We start from the raw sequence: 17988 nt of genomic DNA, 5'->3' as shown, positions 1-17988 counted from the left end.
CTCAGCTCTCCGGGAGGGTCGCGCGGAACAGGACGCCCGCGCCGACCGCCTCGATCGGGCCGCCGCGGTGCTCGGCGAACGCGGCCTCGCCGCGGCTCAGCGCGGTCGTCCGGCCGTCGCGGCGCAGCTGCACCCGGCCGTCCGTGCACAGCAGCAGCTGCGGGCCGCCGGCGGGCAGCACCGCGTCGTCCGCGACGTCCACGCGGGACAGCCGGAACTCCGGCGCCGGGGTGAGGTAGACCTCCTCTTCGCCGTGACGGACGGCGTCGAGCACGTCCGGGCGGCCGGGTTCGAAGGAGGCGAGGTTCAGCAGTTCGGGCACGTCGACGTGCTTGGGCGTCAGCCCGGCCCGCAGGACGTTGTCGGAGCCGGCCATCAGCTCCACGGCCGTGCCGTCGAGGTAGGCGTGCGGCACACGCGGCGGGACGTACATGGCCTGGCCGGGGGCGAGCCGCACCTCGTTCATCAGCATCGCCAGGATGACGCCCATGTCGCCGGGGTAGCGCTCGGCCAGCGAGGCGTACGGCTCCCCGGCGACGGCGGCGGCCTCCGGCACGACGTCGTCCGGTGACGGCCAGGTGAGCAGCGCCTTCACCGCCGCGCGCAGGTCGCCGGCGGCCAGGAGGTCCACGACCGGGCGCAGCGCCGGGACTTTCGCCAGGAACTCGGCGCTCTCGCCCGGGTCGCGCAGGCCGCACAGGGCGTGCACGTCGGTCAGCGCGCAGAGGAGTTCGGGCTTGGGCCAGTCGTCCTTGTAGTTGCGCGCCGGGTCGCCGAGCGGGGTCCGTTCCGCGGCGAATCCGCGCTCGGCCTGCTCCCGGTCCGGGTGGACCTGCAGGGACAGGGGCGCGGCGATCGCGAGGACCTTCAGCAGGAACGGCAGCCGCGGTCCGAACCGCGCGACGGCGGCGGGTCCGAGGGTCGTCTCCGGGTCGGCGGCGATGTGCTCGTCCAGGGACGAACCGCCGGGCAGCCGCGACGGGGCGGCGGGGTGCGCCCCGATCCACAGCTCCGCCTGCGGCCGCTCGGTGGGCGACGGCAGGCCGAGGAGGTCGGCGAGCACGGTGTGCGATCCCCAGGCGTACTCCTGGACGGGGTTCTGCAGGCGTTCCATGGGTCAGACGAGCTCCGGGTCGTGGGCGAGGGCGGCGGCGCCGAGCAGACCGGCCTCCGCGCCCAGTTCCGATGGGACCACTGTGACACGCCGGACGAAGGCGAGGCCCGCGTAGTCCCGCATGGCACGGACCAAGGGTGGCTCGAGGACGTCCCAGGACCGGGACACGCCCCCGCCGACGACGACGCGGTCGAGGTCGCAGAGGGCGGCGGCCGAGGCGATCCCGGCGGCCAGGCCCCGGCCCGCGCGGTCGAACGCCGCCAGGGCCACCGGGTGGCCGGCGCGCGCGTCGGCCGCGAGCGCGGCACCGTCGGGGGCGGGGGCTGCGCCGTCGGGGGCGGCGGCTGCGCCATCGATCCCGGAAGCTGCGCCGCCGGGCCCGGAAGCGGCCCCGCCGGGCCCGGAAGCGGCCCCGCCGGACGCGGGCGCGGCCCCGTCAGGCGCGAGCGCGGCCCCGTCGGGTGCCGGGGGCGTCCAGCCGTTGGCGCGTGCCCAGCGGACCATGGAGGTGCCGGAGGTGAACGTCTCGACGCAGCCCCGCGAGCCGCACGGGCACGGCTCACCGTTCAGGTCGACCGTGGTGTGCCCGATGTGCCCGGCGTTGCCGGTCGGCCCGGCGTACACCTTCCCGTCGAGGATCAGCCCGCCGCCGACGCCGGTCGAGACGACCATCCCGAGCATGGCGCGGCTGCCGCGTCCGGCGCCGTGGCGGTACTCCGCGACGGCGCTCGCCACGGCGTCGTTGACCAGCGTCACGGGCGGGCCGCCGAGCAGGGCGGCGAGCCGGCCCCGTACGGGAAAGCCTCGCCAGGAGGGGATGTTCACCGGGCTGGCGGTGCCGGCGACGGTGTCGAGCGGCCCGGCGCAGCCCATCCCCGCTCCGATGACGGTCTCTTCCCCCATCGCCTCGGTGACGGCGGCGGCCAGCGCCGTCCAGATCGCCTCGGCGTCGCCGGGCGGGGTGGGCCGGGTGGTGCGCCCGCGCAGCCGGCCGTCTTGGTCGACGAGGGCCGCGGCGAGCTTGGTGCCGCCGATGTCAATGGCGAGGACGGCGCGCCCGGGCGACCGGCCCGTCGCCGGGGCCGTCTCGGGTACCACGCCGGTCACGTTCGAAGCTCCAGCACTTGCACACCATAAGGCCCGAGCACGATCTCTTCATCCCCGGCGTGTCCGTTTTCGGCGACGAGCGGCCGAACGGCGAGTTCGGTATCCGCCTGGCTGACGAGAACGGCGAACCGGGCCCCGTCGGCGCGTACCAGGACGTCGGCGGACACGCGCGGATCCGCCACCCGCACCGGCCGGCGCGCCCCGGCCAGCGCCGCGAGCGCGTCGTAGATCCGGTAGGTCGGCTCGGGGTTCACGCGGGGGGTGACGGCCGCCATGTGCTCCAGCGGATAGGTGCACAGGACGGTCCACCCTTCGCCGCAACGTTGCCGCAGGAGGGCGGGCCGGCCATGGCCGTCGACGGCGACGACCTCGGCCGTCGTGGGCCGCACCGGCAGGTACGCGCGGCTGTGCGCGGTGCCGCCGACGCGGAACGCCAGCGTGGTCCCCTTCTCCAGCGTGCCCAGGTCGGCGGTGAGGGTGAGCTCGACGACGTCGTCCTCGATCGGGTCGACGAGCCCGTACGTCAGCCGGTGCTCGACGCCGAACATCGCGTTCATGTGGGAGTACCACGGCCCGCGCTGCCCGCCGTGCGGGCCCGCGCTGTACGACACGTACACGACCGCGCCGCCGCGGGCGAGGTCCTCCAGCCGGTGCCAGCCGGGGGCGGTCAGCTGCTTGGCCGAGGGGACGAGGTACAGGCGGGCGTCGCCCGCGATGCCGTCGGACTCCCGCGTCACGCCGGGCGCCAGGTCGGCCGCGCGGGCGGAGACGTACGCCTGCCGGAGCGTCGCGAAGACGTACGAGCGGTCCTCCGGCTCGGTGAACGGGAACCCGCCCTCGAGCACCTGCGGCACCACCAGCGCGGTGTCGGTCTCGGCCCGCTCGCAGTCCGCCAGGTCGATCTCGGCCAGCGTACGGGCGAAGTCGCGCATCTCCCGCAGGACCGGTTTCGGTGTGCCGTCGACCGTCGTCAGGCCGAAGTGCAGCTCGAACGGATGGTGGCTGTACGGAGGCTGGTCGACCAGGTCGAAGTCGGTGTTGTTCCACGCGACCCAGCCGGTCGCCCCCGCCAGCAGGCTGTTGTACAGCACCTGCCGGTAGTAGTGCGCGGCGTTGTCGTCGGCGACGAAGTCGGACGAGCAGCCGAACTCCTCCAGCACCACCGGCCGCCCGAACGTCCCCGCCAGCTCGCACACGAACGCCGCGCCGTAGTGCTGGCGGACCAGGTCGTCCTCCATCCGGTAGACGTGCGGGCCGACGAAGTCGGTGAGCGCGGCGAGTGCGCGGACGGAGAAGCCGTTGTCGACGCCGCTGACCTCGACGCCCCAGGCCCCGTCGCCGATGGACACCGGCTCCTTCGCCCCGGCCGCGTGGACCGCCTGCACCATGAGCTGCGCCCAGCTCGTCACCCGTTCTTCCGGGGCGGTCCCGCCGTAGATCGGCATCTCGTTGGTGATCAGCCACCCGGCGATCGCCGGGTGGCCGGTGAACCGCCGGGTCATCTCCTCGGCGAACCACGTCTGCCGGGCCACCAGCCACACGTCCGCGTACAGGTCGCGGCCCTGCCGCCACGCCGGGTCCCAGTTCTCCCCCGACATGTGGCCGACGATGAACGTCGGGATCGTCCGCATCCCCCGCTCGGCGTGCGCCTCCAGGAAGTCGGCGTACCGCTCCGCGAGGGTCTCGTCGATCCGGTCCGGCTCGGGCATGAAGTCGGGCCAGTAGAAGAACGACCGGGTGACGTTCAGCCCGTGCTCGGCCAGCACGTGGAGCTCGTGGCGGACGACCCGGGGGTCGTACGAGCGCCACATCAGCGGGCCGCCGGTCCGGGACCAGAAGTTCGCGCCCAGCCACGCCGGTCCGGGCAGCTTGCGAGAGTCGCGTCGCATTGAGGAGCCTTTCGCTAGGACTTGACCGCGCCCGCGGTCAGCCCGTGGACGAGGAAGCGCTGCAGGGCCAGGAAGCCGACCACCACCGGCAGGCTGATGACCAGGGAGGCGGCCATCACCTGGTTCCAGTAGACGTTCGCCTGGGTGGCGTACCCGCGCAGGCCGACGGCGAGCGTCCGGGTGCCGTCGTCGGTGAGCACGGAGGCGAACAGCACCTCGCCCCACGCCGTCATGAACGCGTAGATCGCGACGGCGACGACGCCCGGCGCGGCTACCGGCAGCACGACGCGGAAGAGCGTGCGCATCGGGCCGGCGCCGTCCACGCGTGCCGCCTCGTCCAGCTCGCGCGGGATCGTGTCGAAGTACCCCGCGATGAGCCAGATGGAGAACGGCAGGGCGAATGTGAGGTAGGTGATGGTCAGGCCGGTCCGGCTCCCGTACAGCCGGATTCCGGTGTACCGCTCGACGTTGACGAAGATCAGGAACAGCGGCAGCAGGAACAGGATGCCGGGGAACATCTGCGTCGACAGGACCGCCGTCATGAACGTGCCGCGCCCGGCGAACCGGTACCGGCTGACGGCGTAGCCGGCCAGGATCGCGATCACCATCGAGCACAGGGTGGCGGAGACGGAGACGATCAGGCTGTTCACGAAGTAGCGGCCGAGCGGCACCGTGCGCCACATGTCGACGAACGGCCGGAACGTCACGTGCGTCGGCAGCCAGGTGAACCGCCCCTGCACGTCCTTCAGCGGTTTGATCGACGAGACCGCCATGACGTACAGCGGCAGCACGGTGAACAGCGCGAGCAGGCCGAGGACGACCGGCCGCGCCCACCGCAGCGTACGAGACTCACGCATGACGCCCCCTCAGCCGTCCGATTCCGAGGTACCCGAGCGTGACGACCATCAGGAACACCAGGAGCAGTACGGACATCGCCGAGCCCAGTCCGAAGTTCCAGGTGATGAAGGACGCGTTGTAGATGTGGATGGAGATCATGTCGGCGGCCGCGGGCGGCTGGTCGAACAGGGTGTAGGCGGTGGTGAAGTCGTTGAACGTCCACAGGAACAGCACCAGCAGCAGCACCCGGTCGACCGGCCGCAGCAGCGGGAGCGTCACCCGCGTGAGGAGGCGCAGCGACCCGGCGCCGTCGATCGCCGCCGCCTCGTACAGGTCCGCGGGGATGCTCTGCAGCCCGGCGGTGATCGTGAGGAACGCGAACGGCCACAGCCGCCAGACCAGGATGACCACCACGGCGGCGAAGCTCCGGTCGCCGAGCAGCCAGAACGGATGGCCGTGCGCCAGCCGCAGCTCGTCGGACAGCAGGGCGTTCACCATGCCGGTGTCCCGCTGGAACATGAACCGCCAGGTGATGACCGCGGTGAACACCGGCAGCGCGTACGGCACGAGGAACAGCGTCCGCAGCGCCGCGCGGCCCGCGAACGGCCGCTGCAGCAGCACGGCCGCGGTCAGGCCGAACAGCCAGCAGCAGGAGACGACGACCGCGGTGATCGCGAGGGTGATCAGGAAGGAGTGCAGCAGGTCCTTGCCGACGGGCCCGTGCGCGTTCACCGCGATCCGGTAGTTGGCCAGCCCGCCGTACGGCGCCTGCGTCCAGTTACGGATGAAGAACTGGGTCAGGTGCAGCAGGCTCATCCACGCCCCGACCAGCATCGGGAGGATGTGCACGGCCAGTTCGGCGACGAGGGCGGGCAGCAGCAGGAGGTACGGCAGCGCCTTCGCGAGCCTGGGACGCCGACGTCCGGGAGCGCGCGCGGGCGCGGTCACCCTCCGGCCTGCATCTTCTTGTTCGCGTCGGCGAGGCGGCTCTTGATGGTGGCGTCGTCGACCGGGCGGCCCGCGGCGGCGTCGGCGATCAGCCCCTTGACGGTGTTGCCGACCAGGGTCTCGAACTGCGCCTCCTGCGGGATCATCGGCAGGGTCTCGGCGGCCTCGGCGAGGACCTTGCGGAACGTCTGGATCGCGGGCGTCTGGAACTTCGGGTCGTCGTACGCCTGCGAGACGACCGGCAGGCTGCCCCAGGCCGCGTTGAGGATCTTCTGCTCGTCGGGGCTCGTGAGGAAGTCGACGAGCTTGAGGGCGCCGTCCTTGTTGCCGGAGTTCTTGAACACGCCAATGTTGATGCCGGCGACGTGGCTGGCGACCCGGCGGCCGCGGCCGGCAGCGGGTCGGGCAGCGGGATCTGCTCGACGCCGTACGCGTCGTCCTTCATGCCGTTCTCGCGGACGCCGGCGGTCGCGTAACTCTGGATCATCATCATGCCGAACTTCCCGGCCGCGAAGTCCTTGAGGATCTGGTCGTCGTTGACGTACTCCGCGTCGGCGGGATCGACGACCTTGTCGGTGCCGAGCAGGTCGAGGTACTGGCGGACGCCCGCCACCATCGCCGGGGAGTCGAAGCCGGGCTGCCCGCCCTGGAAGAGGCGCGCGCCGTTCTGCGCGCCGAACATGAACGCGAAGTGCGCGCCCTCGGTGTAACTCGCGCCGAGCATGCCGACGCCGTACCGCTTCTTCCCCGGGTCGGTGAGCTTCTTGGCGTCGGCGACGAGCTCCTGCCAGGTCGCGGGCGGGTTCTTCAGGCCCGCCTGCGCGAACAGCTTCTTGTTGTAGAACAGCCCGTACGCCAGTCCGTACAGCGGCACGAACCCCGGAGGCTTCCCGGCCGCGCCCGTCGAGGTGAGCGTGGAGGGGATGAAGCGTCCCCGCCCGCCGACCTTGACGATGGTCGCGTCGTCGAAGGACTGGAACGCCCCGGTCGCCTGGAGTGAGGCGGACCAGGTGTTGCCGATGTTGAGCACGTCGGGGCCCTTGCCGCTGGAGGTCGCGGCGAGGATGCGGTTGAGGAGGTCGGGCCAGCCGATCACCTCGAGCTTGACCTTGATGCCGGTTTGCTGTTCGAACTTCTTCAACTCGGGACCGAGCACCTGCTGGTCCTGCTGGATGGAGCGTCCCTGGTTGCTGGCCCAGTAGGTCAGCGTCTTCGGGGACGACTTGTCCCCGCCGCCGCCTCCGCAGCCGCCTGTGGCCATGACCATGATGGCGCCCGTGACGAGCGCCGTGATTCGGCGTGCCTTCACTTGGTGAACTCCCATCAGCCGTCATGGAGGCACCCCGGTCGAGCGCGGACCGGCCATGGGCGTTTCTCCGGGCAACCGCTGGAAATCCGTCGCCTCGATAGGATCACTAAACCGGTTTAGCGTCAACCGCCCCTGGCGTTTCTCACGAAGGCCGGACCCGTGCTGCCCCGCGGCGTCAGCACGGGCGCGGCGTGGCGGCCGCTCTCGACGGGCTGCCCGGCGACCAGGTCGAGCAGGCGGCGCGCCACCTCCGCGCCGTAGGAGGCGATGTCGACGCCGACGGCGGTCAGCGGCGGGTGGACCAGCCGGCAGAGCACCGAGTCGTCCCACGCGACGATGGACAGCCGCCCCGGAACCGGCACGCCCATCTCGCCGGCGACCCCCAGTCCGGCCAGGGCCATCACGTCGTTGTCGTAGACGATGGCGGTCGGCGGCTCCGGCGCCGCGAGCAGCCGCCGGGTCGCGCGAGCCCCCTCCTCGCCCGTGTAGTCCGTGGACACCGAGGCCGTCGTCAGGCCCAGCGCGCCGGCCGCCGCCTCGAACGCCGCACCCCGCGCGGTCGTGTGCCGCAGCTCCGGCGGCCCGGCCACCCGGGCGATCCGCCGGTGGCCGAGGGCCGCGAGGTACTCCACGACGGAGCCCACGGCCTCGGCCTCGTCGTTCCACACCCCGGGCAGCCCGCCGAGCCCGTCCGGGCCGCCGATCACGATCGCGGGCAGCCCGAGCTCGGCCAGCAGCGCGACCCGCTCATCGTCCACCCGCAGGTCGACCAGGAACACCCCGTCCACCCGGCGCTCGGCCCACCAGCGACGGTAGGCCGCCACCTGCGTCTGGCCGTCTTCGGCCATCTGGAGCAGGAGCGCGACGTCGCGCGCGGCGAGCTCGCCCTCGATCCCGGAGATCAGCTGCATGAAGAACGGCTCGATCCCCAGAGTCCGCGCCGGGCGGTCCACGACCAGCCCCAGCACGCCCGCCCGGCCGCCGGACAGCGCGCGGGCCACGCGGCTCGGCTGCCACCCCATCTCTTGCGCGATGTCGAGGATGCGCTCGCGGGTCGCGGCGGACACCCCCGGCCGGTCGTTCAGCGCGAACGAGACGGTGCTCTTGGTGACGCCCGCCCGGCGCGCGATGTCGGCGATCGTCGGACGCTTCATCCCGCAGCCCCCCGATTGAATAAACCGGTTTTGTAGTTCCCTGGGACTGTATCGCCAAAGGCCGTTGACATCATTTCTGCCGCGGATTAGCTTTCAATCGCCGATGGCATCCGGTCGAGCGCGGACCGTCCTTTCGGATCTCTTCCGGCGCGCATCGTGGCACCCTGGGGTGCATGCGTGTGCGGTGCGTCGGAGCGATCGTCCATGACGCCGACGGGCGGCTGCTGGTGATCCAGCGCGGCCACCCGCCGGACGAGGGAAGGTGGTCACTGCCGGGCGGCCGGGTCGAGCCCGGCGAGACCGACGACGCCGCGGTCGTCCGCGAGGTCGCCGAGGAGACCGGCCTACAGGTCGAGCCCGGACCGCTGATCGGCTCGGTCGACCGTGCGGGCCCGGGCGGGGCGACCTACGACATCCGCGACTACGCCGCGACGGTGACCGGCGGCGTCCTGCGCGCCGGCGACGACGCCCGCGCCGCCCGCTGGGTCGACGCCGACGAGCTCGCCGCCCTCCCGACGACCACCGGCCTCATCGAGACCCTCGCCTCCTGGGGCGCCCTCCCCACCCCCCGCTGACCACACCGCAACGCACAGGTCCCATCCCACTCGGGAGCCGGACCTTCGCAGCGGCGCTCCGTACGCCGGCGCGGTCCGCCATGCAGGCACTCGGGCGACTGCCGCATCAGCCGAGTCCGCGGTATGTCCATTCGCTCCAGCCACTATATCGACTGCCGTTATAACGTATTGCGGTATATCGTCTCACGGACTACGGTGCGGATCATGGACGCACTACACGAAAGATTCACGAGCGCGCCGAACGAAGGCCCCATGAGCGGGTGGCCGTACGCAGAGCCACGTGGTGGTCGCCGGCGCTGGGTGATCGTGGCCCTGTGCTGCGCCTTCACGGTGGCCGGGATCGCGGTGGCCGTGCTGTTCCTGCTGAGCGTGGCCCCGGCGGGGGCCTTGGATGGCCATGGGATGGGATGACGACGCTCGGCGGATCGTCGCGGCCGGGCCGCGACCACGTACGGGGTATCCGCGGGTGTGGCTGTGGGCGACCGTGGGCCTGACGGCCGGGGCCTTTGCCACAGCCGTCCTCATGGCGCCGTCGGCGTCGACCGCGCCGGCGCGGGGGATCACCTGGCTGCTGTTCGTGGGGTCGTCGGTGCACGTCGCCGCGACAGGGTGGCTGTACACGCTCCCACAGATCCGCGCCCACGCCCGACGGCACCGCACGCGGTACGTCTGGACGCCGATCGGCCTGATCGCGGCGTCGGCGGTGATCGCCGCCGCGGTCTCGCCGTCGACGCTGGTATGGCTGCTGCTGCCCTACTTCGCGTGGCAGTTCTTCCACTTCCAGAAGCAGAACCTCGGCATGGCCGCGCTGGCCGCATCGTCGAACCGGGTGACGGGGCTACGGCCGTACGAGCGCCGGGCGCTGGCACTGGCCGGATGGGCCGGAGTCGCCGGGCTGATGGCGCACCTCGGGCTCCTTCGCCTGCGCGTCGATCCGGGGATCGGGGCGGTGTTTCCGGTGGTGGCCGTACTGTTCGCCGGTGCGGTCGGGATGGGTCTGGTGGCGCTCGCACGGCGGCCACGCGCCGAACGCCCGGGGGGATTCTGCTTCGTCTACCTGACCTCGCTGCTCTTCTCGCTTCCCGTCTTCGTCCTCGACTCGCCGTACGCGGTGGTCGGAGGGATGACCGTGGCCCATGGGTTGCAGTACCTACTACTCATCGGACTCATAGCGGCCGGAGGCGGGCAGGGGACGCGGCGGCTGCGCATGCTCGCGATCCTGTGCGACATCGCCCTCGTGGGCGGCGTCGCGCTCAGTGCCGCGTCGCGGCTGCTCGACGCCGCTCCCGCAGGCCGCCTGCTCTTCGGCGCGTACCTCGGCGTGCTGATGGCGCACTTCGTGGTCGACGCCGGCGTGTGGCGGCTGCGCGACCCGTTCGCCCGGGAATTCCTGGCCTCGCACGTGCCCTACCTGGTGGCACCGCGCAGCGGCGGGAGCGGTCTCCGTCCACCGATGGATCGTCAACCGACATAGGGTGACTCTCATGGCCCGGTCACAAGACGAAAGCGCCGCTCCTCTCGGCACGCTGGGGCGCTACTCCGGTCCGGCGACGCTGATCCTCTCCAGCCTGGCCGAAGGCGCCAAGCACGGCTACGCCCTGACCAAGGACATCGAAGCCTTCGCCGATGTGCGCTTGGCGCCCGGCACGCTGTACGAGGCCCTCAGCCGGCTGGAGAAGCAGGGGTTCATCGAGACTGTGGAGAGCCAGGACCGGCGTCGGCCCTACCGGCTGACGGCGGCCGGGGCCACGGCTCTGCGGGCCCACCTCGACGCTCAACGCCGCGTCGCCGACCTGGGGCTGCGGCGGCTCGCCGGTAACTGGGAGACGGCGTGACCGCCTCGCCCGAGGCGGTCACGCGCCGCGCCGAGCGGCTGGTCCACTGGTACCCGAGGGTCTGGCGCGACCGTTACGGCGAGGAGTTCGCCGAGTTGCTCATCGCCGAGATCTCCGAGCGGCCGCGATCCTGGCGGCGTACGGCGGACGTGATCCGCAACGGCCTGCTGGCCCGGCTCGCGTGCGCGGGCCTCGCCGAACACGGCATCGAACTGCCCGACCGGGTCCGCGTCCGCCTCGTGGCCCTTGGGTGCGCGTCGGCCACCTTCCTGGCGTGCGGTCTCACCATGTGGGCACAGCTGATCATCGGATGGCGATGGTCGCGGCCGGACACCGACATCACCACCACAGCGATCGTGGTGATGTCGGGCGCGATGCTCCTCTTCCTGGCGCTGGCCGTGCTCGCCGCGGTCCCCATCGCATGGGCCCTGCTCCTGCGGGTGGCCCGGCTGCGGGCACGCGCGCTGCTCTCGCCGGCACTGCTGTTCGCATCCGGCACCCTGGCGCTCATCGTCGGCGGCCGCCACTTCGGACGCAGCTGGCCGGGCACCGGTGGCCGTCCGTGGGCGTACCACGATCTGGTACCGAGCGATGTCGCGTCCTTCACCTGGGCGTCGACGCGAGGAATCACCGCGTACTGGGCCCACCCGAGGGCCCTGCAGGCGTTCTCCACGGCCGAGATCGCCTGGATGGCCGTCAGCCCCATCGCCATGGTCTGCATCGTGGTCGGCGCGGCAAAGACGGTGCGCCGCCTGGAACTGTCGCCGCGTGTCCTGCGCTACGAGACCGGGATCGGGAACATCGCCGTCTTCGGCATGGCCGTCTTCCTCACCATGGCGTGCGGCTGGGTCCTGACGAGAGGATACGGACCACGGGGGCTGTTTCACGCCGGCGCCGTCGACGTGGCCGGCCTGATCGTCATGGCCGCGGCCCTTTTCACAGCACACCACGCCAGGAGATCCATCTGAGGACGAGCCCGCGTGGCTCAGGGCCGGGGCGCGGCCTTCGAGTGCGCCGCCGGTGAGCCGGGACGATCCTGGGCCGGGGGCCGTACGAACAGGTCTGCCAGCCTTCGCAGGAGATCAGGGTCACCGGAGGCGACGGCGCTGCCGTCCTCGAGCCCGGCGGCCAGGTCCGTACGGCCCGCCGCGATGTCGGCGAAGAGGTCTTCGCCGGCCTCGATGACGACGTCGGGCCGCTGAGCGGGCCCGTGCAGGGTCGCGATCGTGCCGTCGTCGACGTCGGCGTGGAAGACCTCGTCCCCGATCCGGAACTCGTACGTGGCGCGTAGTCCGACGGCGGACTCGGGGACGAAGATGGAGCGGAGGCCGAGCACGGTCCAGCCCGGATGGTAGGTCTCACCCTCGCGGCGCTCCCCCATCGCCCACTTCAGGCCCCACTGGGCGAGGGCGAGCACGGCCAGCTCGAGTTCCTCGCCCGCCTCGGTGAGCGCGTAGGCGGGGGTGCGGGCCGGGGGCGGCAGGGTGACCTTCTGGGCGAGGCCCTCGCGTTCGAGGTGCTTCAGCCGGGCCGAGAGCAGGCCGGTGCCGAGACCGCGCAGGCTGTTCTGCAGGTCGCCGAACCGCTTGGGGCCGGTCAGCAGCTCGCGGATCAGCAGCAGCGTCCAGCGCTCGCCGACGATGTCGAGGGTGCGCGCGGTCGCGCAGTACTGGTTGTACGATCGCTGGTCCACTTCACCATTGTAATGTCCGGACTTCCGGTTTCCGAACCGCCTGGCTCTTTACTTCCTAATTTTGAAGCAGTAGCTTCTGCTTCCGGAAACGCTTAGGAGGAGAACATGAGCAAGGCGAGTTACACGGCCGAGGCGCGCGTCACCGGCGGCCGCCAGGGGCACGGGCGGACGACGGACGGCCGCCTGGACGTGGACCTGAGGCTTCCCAAGGAGCTGGGCGGCGACGGCGCCGGAACCAACCCGGAGCAGCTGTTCGCCGTGGGATACGCGGCCTGTTTCGGCGCCGTACTGAGCATGCTCGGCAAGCGCGAGAAGCTTCAGGCCGACGACGCGGTGATCGACGCGACGGTCGCGCTCATCCCGAACGAGAACGGCACGTTCCGGCTCGGCGCCGAACTGAACGTCACGCTGCCCTCGATCGACGACGCCCGGCGAGCCGCCGATCTCGTACACGCCGCCCACCAGGTGTGCCCCTACTCCAGCGCCACACGCGGCAACATCGACGTCGTTCTCACGGCGAACGGCGCACGCCTCTGACGAAAAGCATGATCGGCCGGCGACTCAGGGTCGACAGTGTTCATGGCATCTCGTCCAATGGTTCGACGGTTGGTGGTTTGCGCGTAGCCGGGTAAGAGCAACCTTGCGTCATGGCACCTCGTTTCGGCCTGTCAGCTGGTCGGGGTGCCGGAGAGATCGGTACTCGCATCCACGTCAGAACCGAGGTGACGTACCGTGTCGACCAGCATCACCGGCCGATCCCTGCCCGGGCCGGACCGCGGGCCCGGGCCGGGCCACGGGCCCGCGCCCATGATCACCGGTCGGCGTGCGCTCGCCGCGCACCTGTCGGTGTACGTCTTCGTGATCGTCCCGCTTCTCGCGCTGGCCCTCGCGGCCGTCGTGGTGTGGGGCTGGGGCCTGAGCTGGGTGGACATCCTGCTCATGACGATCTGGTACGTGATCACGTGTCTCGGCGTGACGGTCGGCTACCACCGTTACCTGACGCACGGCTCGTTCAAGGCCAAGCGCGTCATGCGGATCACGCTGGCGCTCGCCGGCAGCCTCGCCGTACAGGGCCCGGTCCTGCACTGGGTCGCCGATCACCGGCGCCACCACGCGTTCTCCGACCGGGACGGTGATCCTCACTCGCCCTGGCTGTTCGGCAACTCACCGGTGGCGATCGCACGGGGCTTCTGGCACGCTCACCTCGGCTGGCTCTTCAAGCGCGACCTCAGCAACCAGCGCCGGTTCGTGCCCGACCTGCTCGCCGATCGTGACATACGCGTGGTGCACCGCCTGTTCGGGGCGTGTACGGCGATCACGCTCGGCCTGCCCGCGGTGCTCGGCGGCCTCATCACCTGGTCCTGGTGGGGAGCGCTCACCGCGTTCTTCTGGGCGGGCCTGGTCCGGATGGCCCTCCTGCATCACGTGACATGGTCGATCAACTCGATCTGTCACATGATCGGCGATCGGCCCTTCGCCTCGCGCGACCGGTCCGCCAACGTCTGGCCGCTGGCGCTCCTCAGCATGGGCGAGTCCTGGCACAACCTGCACCACGCCGATCCGACCTGTGCCCGGCACGGTGTACGGCGCGGCCAGATCGACGTGTCGGCACGGCTCATCTGGGTGTTCGAGAAATTCGGCTGGGTGTACGACGTCCGCTGGCCGAAGGAGCACCGCCTGACCCGCCTCTCCGCCGCACAGCACCGGTAGCCCGAAGATCATCCAGCGGCCCGCCGTCCGGTGGCCTACTCGGTGTGTGCGGCGTCCCAGCGCCGCCGCGCTTCGCCGATCGCGGCCTTGTGCTCGCGGGACCAGTCCGCCAGGCCGGAGACCATCGTGGCGAGGCTCTGGCCCATGGCGGTCAGCCGGTAGTCGACCTGCGGCGGGATGGTGGCGTACACGGTCCGCTCGACGAGGCCGTCCCGGCAGAGTCTGCGCGTCGTCAGGGTCAGCATCCGCTGGGAGATGCCGGGGATCGCCCGCTGGAGCTCCCGGAAGCGCCGGGTCCCCTTCGACAGCTCCACGATGACGAGCACGGTCCATTTGTCGCCTATCCGGTCGAGCACCTCTCGGATGCCGCAGTCGTCGTCACCACAGGGACCTGCGGCCTGGGGGGTTACCGCCGTGTGCCCTACGGACATGAGAATGCCTCCTTACGCTCCCGGCCGGTGGTCACGATGCTGGGGCCGATCATTCGGCAAAAACCACCTTGGGGGTCCCATGATTCTCGTGACCGGAACGTCAGGCGCACTCGGCGGCCTGGTCCACGGCCGGCTCGCCGCACTTCCCGGCGTCGACGTGGTGGCGGGCACGCGTACCGCGAGTGGCGGCGCCCGGCGCATCGACTTCGACGACCCGGACTCATTGGCGGACGGGTTCGCGGGCGTGACCGTGCTGGTGTTCGTCTCGGCCGGGTACGCCGAGGACGACGTGGTCCTCGCCCGGCACGGGGCGGTCGTCGGCGCGGCCATCGAGGCCGGTGTCCGGCATGTGATCTACACGAGCCTGGCCGGCTCAGGTGATCGGCTGAGCATCGCCCTGCCGCACCGGTGGACCGAGGACCGGCTCGCCGGCGCCCCGTTCGACGTCACCGTGCTGCGCAACGGACTGTACGCGGAGATGCCCGTCGGGTTGGCGCTGATGGCCGCGGAGAGCGCCGCCGCCACCGGAGTGTTCAGCGCGCCGCTGGGCGACGGCAGGGTCGCCGTCGTTGCGCGGGAGGACCTGGCCGACGTCGCCGCGCGGGTCGCCGCGGAAACGTACGCCGACGTCCGCGCCGGCCGCCCAAGCCGACACGCGGGTCGCACCTATGAGCTCGAGGGGGTGGCCGCGGTCGGCGGCGCGGACCTCGCGGCGGCCCTGTCCACGGCGCTCGGCCGTCGGATCCGGTACGAACCGGCGGCGCTGTCCGACGTACGCGCCGCGCTCACCGCCATCGGCCTGGAGCCCTACCAGGTCGGCCATACGATCTCGATCTTCTCGAACATCAACGCCGGCTTCCTCGAGCAGCGGGACGGTGATCTGGCGGCACTGCTGCCGACCGCGCCTCGCCCGCCGCTCGACCTGATCGCCGACGCGCTCCGTGCGGGCGGCTTCACGTCCTCCCCCGTACCGGCCGCGTCTCCACGCTGAGCACGAGAAGCCTCGGCGATGAAGCCGATCGGGGTACGACCGATCTGATCGGCTTCATCCCGCCGACCGCATCGGCGATCCTGGGGAGCACCCTCGGTGACCTCGCCGGAGCCGGCTCCCGGAGCGGGGAGCGTGGATGACAATGATCCCCGTGACCCGCACCACCGAAGCCCCCTCAGTGGACATCGCTCAGCTCATCCCGGGCCTGGCCGCCTACGCGTCCGCCACCGTACGGCTGCACCCCCGGCCCGGCAGTCCCGGCCCTCGCGACAGTCACATCGGAGGCCCTCTGGCGTGGCCGGCCTCGGAGCCGTGGCCGCACTGCGAGGCCCCCGACTGCGATCAGTATCCGGGCGAGGATCCGGGATCTCCGATGGTCGCCCTGGCCCAGCTGACCGCCGCGGACTTCCCCGAGATCACCTTCCCCGAGGGGACGGATCTGCTCCAGATCCTGTGGTGCGTCGGCTACCACTGCTGCCCCGAGCATGCTCCCTGCCGGGTGGTCTGGCGGCGAGCCTCCGAGGTGACCGAGATACTCGAAGAGCCGCCCGTACCGGACCTGGAGGACGAGCTTCCGGGGTTCTACGAGACCTACATCCCGCACCCGTGCGTCCTTTATCCGGAGCGGCTGATCGAGTATCCCTGGCTCTGGGAACTCCCCGACGACCTCAGAGCCCGCGTACTGGCCTGGAACCAGGACGAGGACGCGTACGAAGAGCTGTCGACCGCTCCCGGCTTCAAGATCGGCGGAACCGTGATCCACGGGTCGGCGCCGAGCGGCCTGACATGCGTCGCCTGCGGTGCGCCGGCCACGCTACTCCTGCAACTCGACAACGGTGAGGGCGATGGCCGGTGGTGTGCGATCGAGGACCGTGACCTGGTCTATGGCACGCCGGAGTACGAGCACGCCTACACGCCGACCGGAATGATGATCGACGTCGGTCCCGGGGGGCTCTTCGCCTGTTCCGCCGACCCCGAGCACCCGGTGCACTTCCACCGCCAGTGAGGGCCGTTCACCCGGCCGTGAGGTGTACGGGGAGGGAGCGGTGGCCGTTGGAGATGAATGAGGCGAGCGGCCGGAGTTCGCCGGGTTCGGCGGCGAGGGTCAGGTCGGGGTAGCGGTCGAAGAGCGCGGGCAGCGCGATGGTGGCCTCCAGGCGGGCCAGGGGTGCGCCGAGGCAGTGGTGGACGCCGTAGCCGAAGGCGATGTGCTCCTTGTCGGCACGGGTGACGTCGAAGCGGTCCGCGTCGTCGCCGTGCACGCGCGGGTCGCGGCCGGCGGCGGCGTAGCAGGCGAGGATCGCGTCGCCCTTGCGGAGGGTGACGCCGTCGTCGAGCGTGATGTCCTCGACGGCGAAGCGCAGGGGGAGGTTGGCGATGGGGGATTCGGCGCGCAGCGTCTCCTCGACCACGTCGTCCCAGCCGACGCGGCCGGCGCGAACCAGCGCGAGCTGGTCGGGGCGGGTGAGCAGGGCGTAGATGGCGTTGTCGAGGAGGTTGACCGTCGTCTCGTGGCCCGCGCCGATGAACAGCATCAGCGTGCCGGCGAGCTCCTCCTCGGAGAGCCGGGAGTCGTCGTCGCGAGCGGCGATCAGGTCGGAGGACAGGTCGTCTCCGGGGTTCTTCCGCTTCTCGGCGATGAGCGCGCCCAGCAGTTCCAGCATGCGCGGATATGCGGTGGCGGCCTCGTCGGGATCCGCGTCGGTGTTGAAGAAGGTGGCGGTGCAGCGGCGCATCTCATCGCGCGCGGCCTCGTCGTCGATGCCGAACAGCTCGCAGATCACCGCGATGGGCAACGGATAGGCGTACTCCTCGCGCAGGTCCACCGGAAGGCCGGGCTCGGCCTCGAAGCCGTCGAGGAGCCCGGCCACGAGCTTCTCGATGCGGGGGCGCATCGCGGCGGTCCGGCGCGCGGTGAAGGCACTGGAGATGAGCCGGCGCAGCCGCCGATGGTCCTGGCCGTAGGAGGTGAGCATGTTGCTCACGGCCAGCCAGACGAACAGCGGCGATTCCGGGGAGATCTCGCCGTTGATCCACGTGGGCCAGTGCCGGCGAGGGTCCTTGGAGACGCGGGAGTCGGTGAGGAGCAGCCTGAGCAGGGCGGAGTCGTTCACCGCCCACGCCTCCACACCGCCCGGGAGCTCGACTTTCGCCGCGGGCCCACGCGCGCGGAGCCGGGCGGCCTCGCCGTGGATGTCGCGGCCGGCCGGATCCATGACGAAGGAGCCGTCTTGCGGGGTGATTTCCACCGGAGATCTCCAGGCGATGCGTCGGGAACTCGTACGGGCTCGGCGCTACTGGCGAAATGATCACCGCCACCCTAACCACGCGCCGACCGGCCGCCAATAGCGCCGGAGACACGGAAGAGTGGTTGGAGACGGCGCTCGGCGAAGGT

At 71.3% G+C, this 17988-nt stretch carries 20 protein-coding genes; 9 read left to right on the top strand and 11 right to left on the bottom strand.

Annotation, left to right across the window (positions count from 1 at the left end; genetic code table 11):
* Position 1 precedes the first annotated feature (1 nt).
* The 8 genes from manA to ACYVF7_RS14070 all read right to left on the bottom strand — a co-directional run bounded on the left by manA (position 2) and on the right by ACYVF7_RS14070 (position 8358).
* A complete protein-coding gene (gene manA, locus ACYVF7_RS14105; protein ID WP_460339629.1) occupies positions 2-1114 on the bottom strand; it encodes a mannose-6-phosphate isomerase, class I in 1113 nt (370 codons plus the stop codon).
* A 3-nt stretch (positions 1115-1117) separates the two neighbouring features.
* Positions 1118-2221 carry an ROK family protein gene (locus ACYVF7_RS14100; RefSeq protein WP_460339627.1) on the bottom strand — a complete coding sequence of 368 codons (1104 nt, stop codon included), beginning with the start codon at positions 2219-2221 and terminating at the stop codon, positions 1118-1120.
* Positions 2218-4110, bottom strand: a complete 1893-nt coding sequence (locus ACYVF7_RS14095) for a cellulase family glycosylhydrolase (protein WP_460339625.1) — start codon at positions 4108-4110, stop codon at positions 2218-2220. The genes ACYVF7_RS14100 and ACYVF7_RS14095 overlap by 4 nt, the downstream gene beginning before the upstream one ends.
* 14 nt (positions 4111-4124) lie before the next feature.
* Positions 4125-4967, bottom strand: a complete 843-nt coding sequence (locus tag ACYVF7_RS14090) for a carbohydrate ABC transporter permease (RefSeq protein ID WP_460339623.1) — start codon at positions 4965-4967, stop codon at positions 4125-4127.
* Positions 4960-5895: a carbohydrate ABC transporter permease gene (locus ACYVF7_RS14085; RefSeq protein WP_460339621.1), complete on the bottom strand. Its 936-nt coding sequence runs from the start codon at positions 5893-5895 to the stop codon at positions 4960-4962. The genes ACYVF7_RS14090 and ACYVF7_RS14085 overlap by 8 nt, the downstream gene beginning before the upstream one ends.
* Complete coding sequence (locus ACYVF7_RS14080; protein ID WP_460339619.1) at positions 5892-6041, bottom strand: hypothetical protein; 150 nt, start codon at positions 6039-6041, stop codon at positions 5892-5894. The genes ACYVF7_RS14085 and ACYVF7_RS14080 overlap by 4 nt, the downstream gene beginning before the upstream one ends.
* A complete protein-coding gene (locus ACYVF7_RS14075; protein WP_460339617.1) occupies positions 6038-7204 on the bottom strand; it encodes an ABC transporter substrate-binding protein in 1167 nt (388 codons plus the stop codon). Before ACYVF7_RS14075 ends, ACYVF7_RS14080 begins: the two co-directional genes overlap by 4 nt.
* A 122-nt stretch (positions 7205-7326) precedes the next feature.
* Positions 7327-8358, bottom strand: a complete 1032-nt coding sequence (locus ACYVF7_RS14070; RefSeq protein ID WP_460339615.1) for a LacI family DNA-binding transcriptional regulator — start codon at positions 8356-8358, stop codon at positions 7327-7329.
* 173 nt (positions 8359-8531) lie between these two features.
* On the opposite strand from ACYVF7_RS14070, the gene ACYVF7_RS14065 reads away from it, so the two are divergent.
* From ACYVF7_RS14065 to ACYVF7_RS14045, 5 genes are all read left to right on the top strand, one after another.
* Positions 8532-8933 (top strand): NUDIX hydrolase, encoded by a 402-nt coding sequence (locus ACYVF7_RS14065; protein ID WP_460339613.1) that lies wholly within the window; start codon positions 8532-8534, stop codon positions 8931-8933.
* A 204-nt stretch (positions 8934-9137) separates the two neighbouring features.
* Positions 9138-9344, top strand: a complete 207-nt coding sequence (locus ACYVF7_RS14060) for a hypothetical protein (RefSeq protein ID WP_460339611.1) — start codon at positions 9138-9140, stop codon at positions 9342-9344.
* Entirely contained in the window at positions 9331-10407 is a 1077-nt protein-coding gene (locus ACYVF7_RS14055; protein ID WP_460339609.1) for a hypothetical protein, read from the top strand. The genes ACYVF7_RS14060 and ACYVF7_RS14055 overlap by 14 nt, the downstream gene beginning before the upstream one ends.
* 10 nt (positions 10408-10417) lie before the next feature.
* Positions 10418-10768, top strand: coding sequence for a PadR family transcriptional regulator (locus ACYVF7_RS14050; RefSeq protein WP_460339607.1), 351 nt, complete (start codon positions 10418-10420; stop codon positions 10766-10768).
* Positions 10765-11736: a hypothetical protein gene (locus tag ACYVF7_RS14045; protein ID WP_460339605.1), complete on the top strand. Its 972-nt coding sequence runs from the start codon at positions 10765-10767 to the stop codon at positions 11734-11736. Before ACYVF7_RS14050 ends, ACYVF7_RS14045 begins: the two co-directional genes overlap by 4 nt.
* A 17-nt stretch (positions 11737-11753) precedes the next feature.
* Here ACYVF7_RS14045 and ACYVF7_RS14040 read toward each other — a convergent pair whose 3' ends face one another.
* Entirely contained in the window at positions 11754-12461 is a 708-nt protein-coding gene (locus ACYVF7_RS14040) for a winged helix-turn-helix transcriptional regulator (protein ID WP_460339603.1), read from the bottom strand.
* A 105-nt stretch (positions 12462-12566) separates the two neighbouring features.
* On the opposite strand from ACYVF7_RS14040, the gene ACYVF7_RS14035 reads away from it, so the two are divergent.
* Positions 12567-12998: an organic hydroperoxide resistance protein gene (locus ACYVF7_RS14035; protein ID WP_460339601.1), complete on the top strand. Its 432-nt coding sequence runs from the start codon at positions 12567-12569 to the stop codon at positions 12996-12998.
* Positions 12999-13268: 270 nt separating this feature from the next.
* Positions 13269-14171: an acyl-CoA desaturase gene (locus ACYVF7_RS14030; RefSeq protein ID WP_460357911.1), complete on the top strand. Its 903-nt coding sequence runs from the start codon at positions 13269-13271 to the stop codon at positions 14169-14171.
* Between the two features lie 35 nt (positions 14172-14206).
* On the opposite strand, the gene ACYVF7_RS14025 is transcribed toward ACYVF7_RS14030, so the two are convergent.
* On the bottom strand, positions 14207-14602 hold the full coding sequence (locus ACYVF7_RS14025) for a winged helix-turn-helix transcriptional regulator (protein WP_460339599.1): 396 nt from the start codon (positions 14600-14602) through the stop codon (positions 14207-14209).
* Positions 14603-14681: 79 nt separating this feature from the next.
* On the opposite strand from ACYVF7_RS14025, the gene ACYVF7_RS14020 reads away from it, so the two are divergent.
* A complete protein-coding gene (locus tag ACYVF7_RS14020; protein ID WP_460339597.1) occupies positions 14682-15593 on the top strand; it encodes an NmrA family NAD(P)-binding protein in 912 nt (303 codons plus the stop codon).
* A gap of 136 nt (positions 15594-15729) precedes the next feature.
* Positions 15730-16599: a hypothetical protein gene (locus ACYVF7_RS14015; protein WP_460339595.1), complete on the top strand. Its 870-nt coding sequence runs from the start codon at positions 15730-15732 to the stop codon at positions 16597-16599.
* Positions 16600-16606: 7 nt separating this feature from the next.
* Here the strand turns inward: ACYVF7_RS14015 and ACYVF7_RS14010 are convergent, their stop codons facing one another.
* Positions 16607-17842 (bottom strand): cytochrome P450 family protein, encoded by a 1236-nt coding sequence (locus tag ACYVF7_RS14010; RefSeq protein ID WP_460339594.1) that lies wholly within the window; start codon positions 17840-17842, stop codon positions 16607-16609.
* Between the last annotated feature and the right edge of the window lie 146 nt (positions 17843-17988).

Source organism: Actinoallomurus acanthiterrae, from assembly GCF_054775715.1.
Note: the sequence above shows the minus strand (reverse complement) of the source record. Positions and strands in the feature narration are given on the sequence as shown.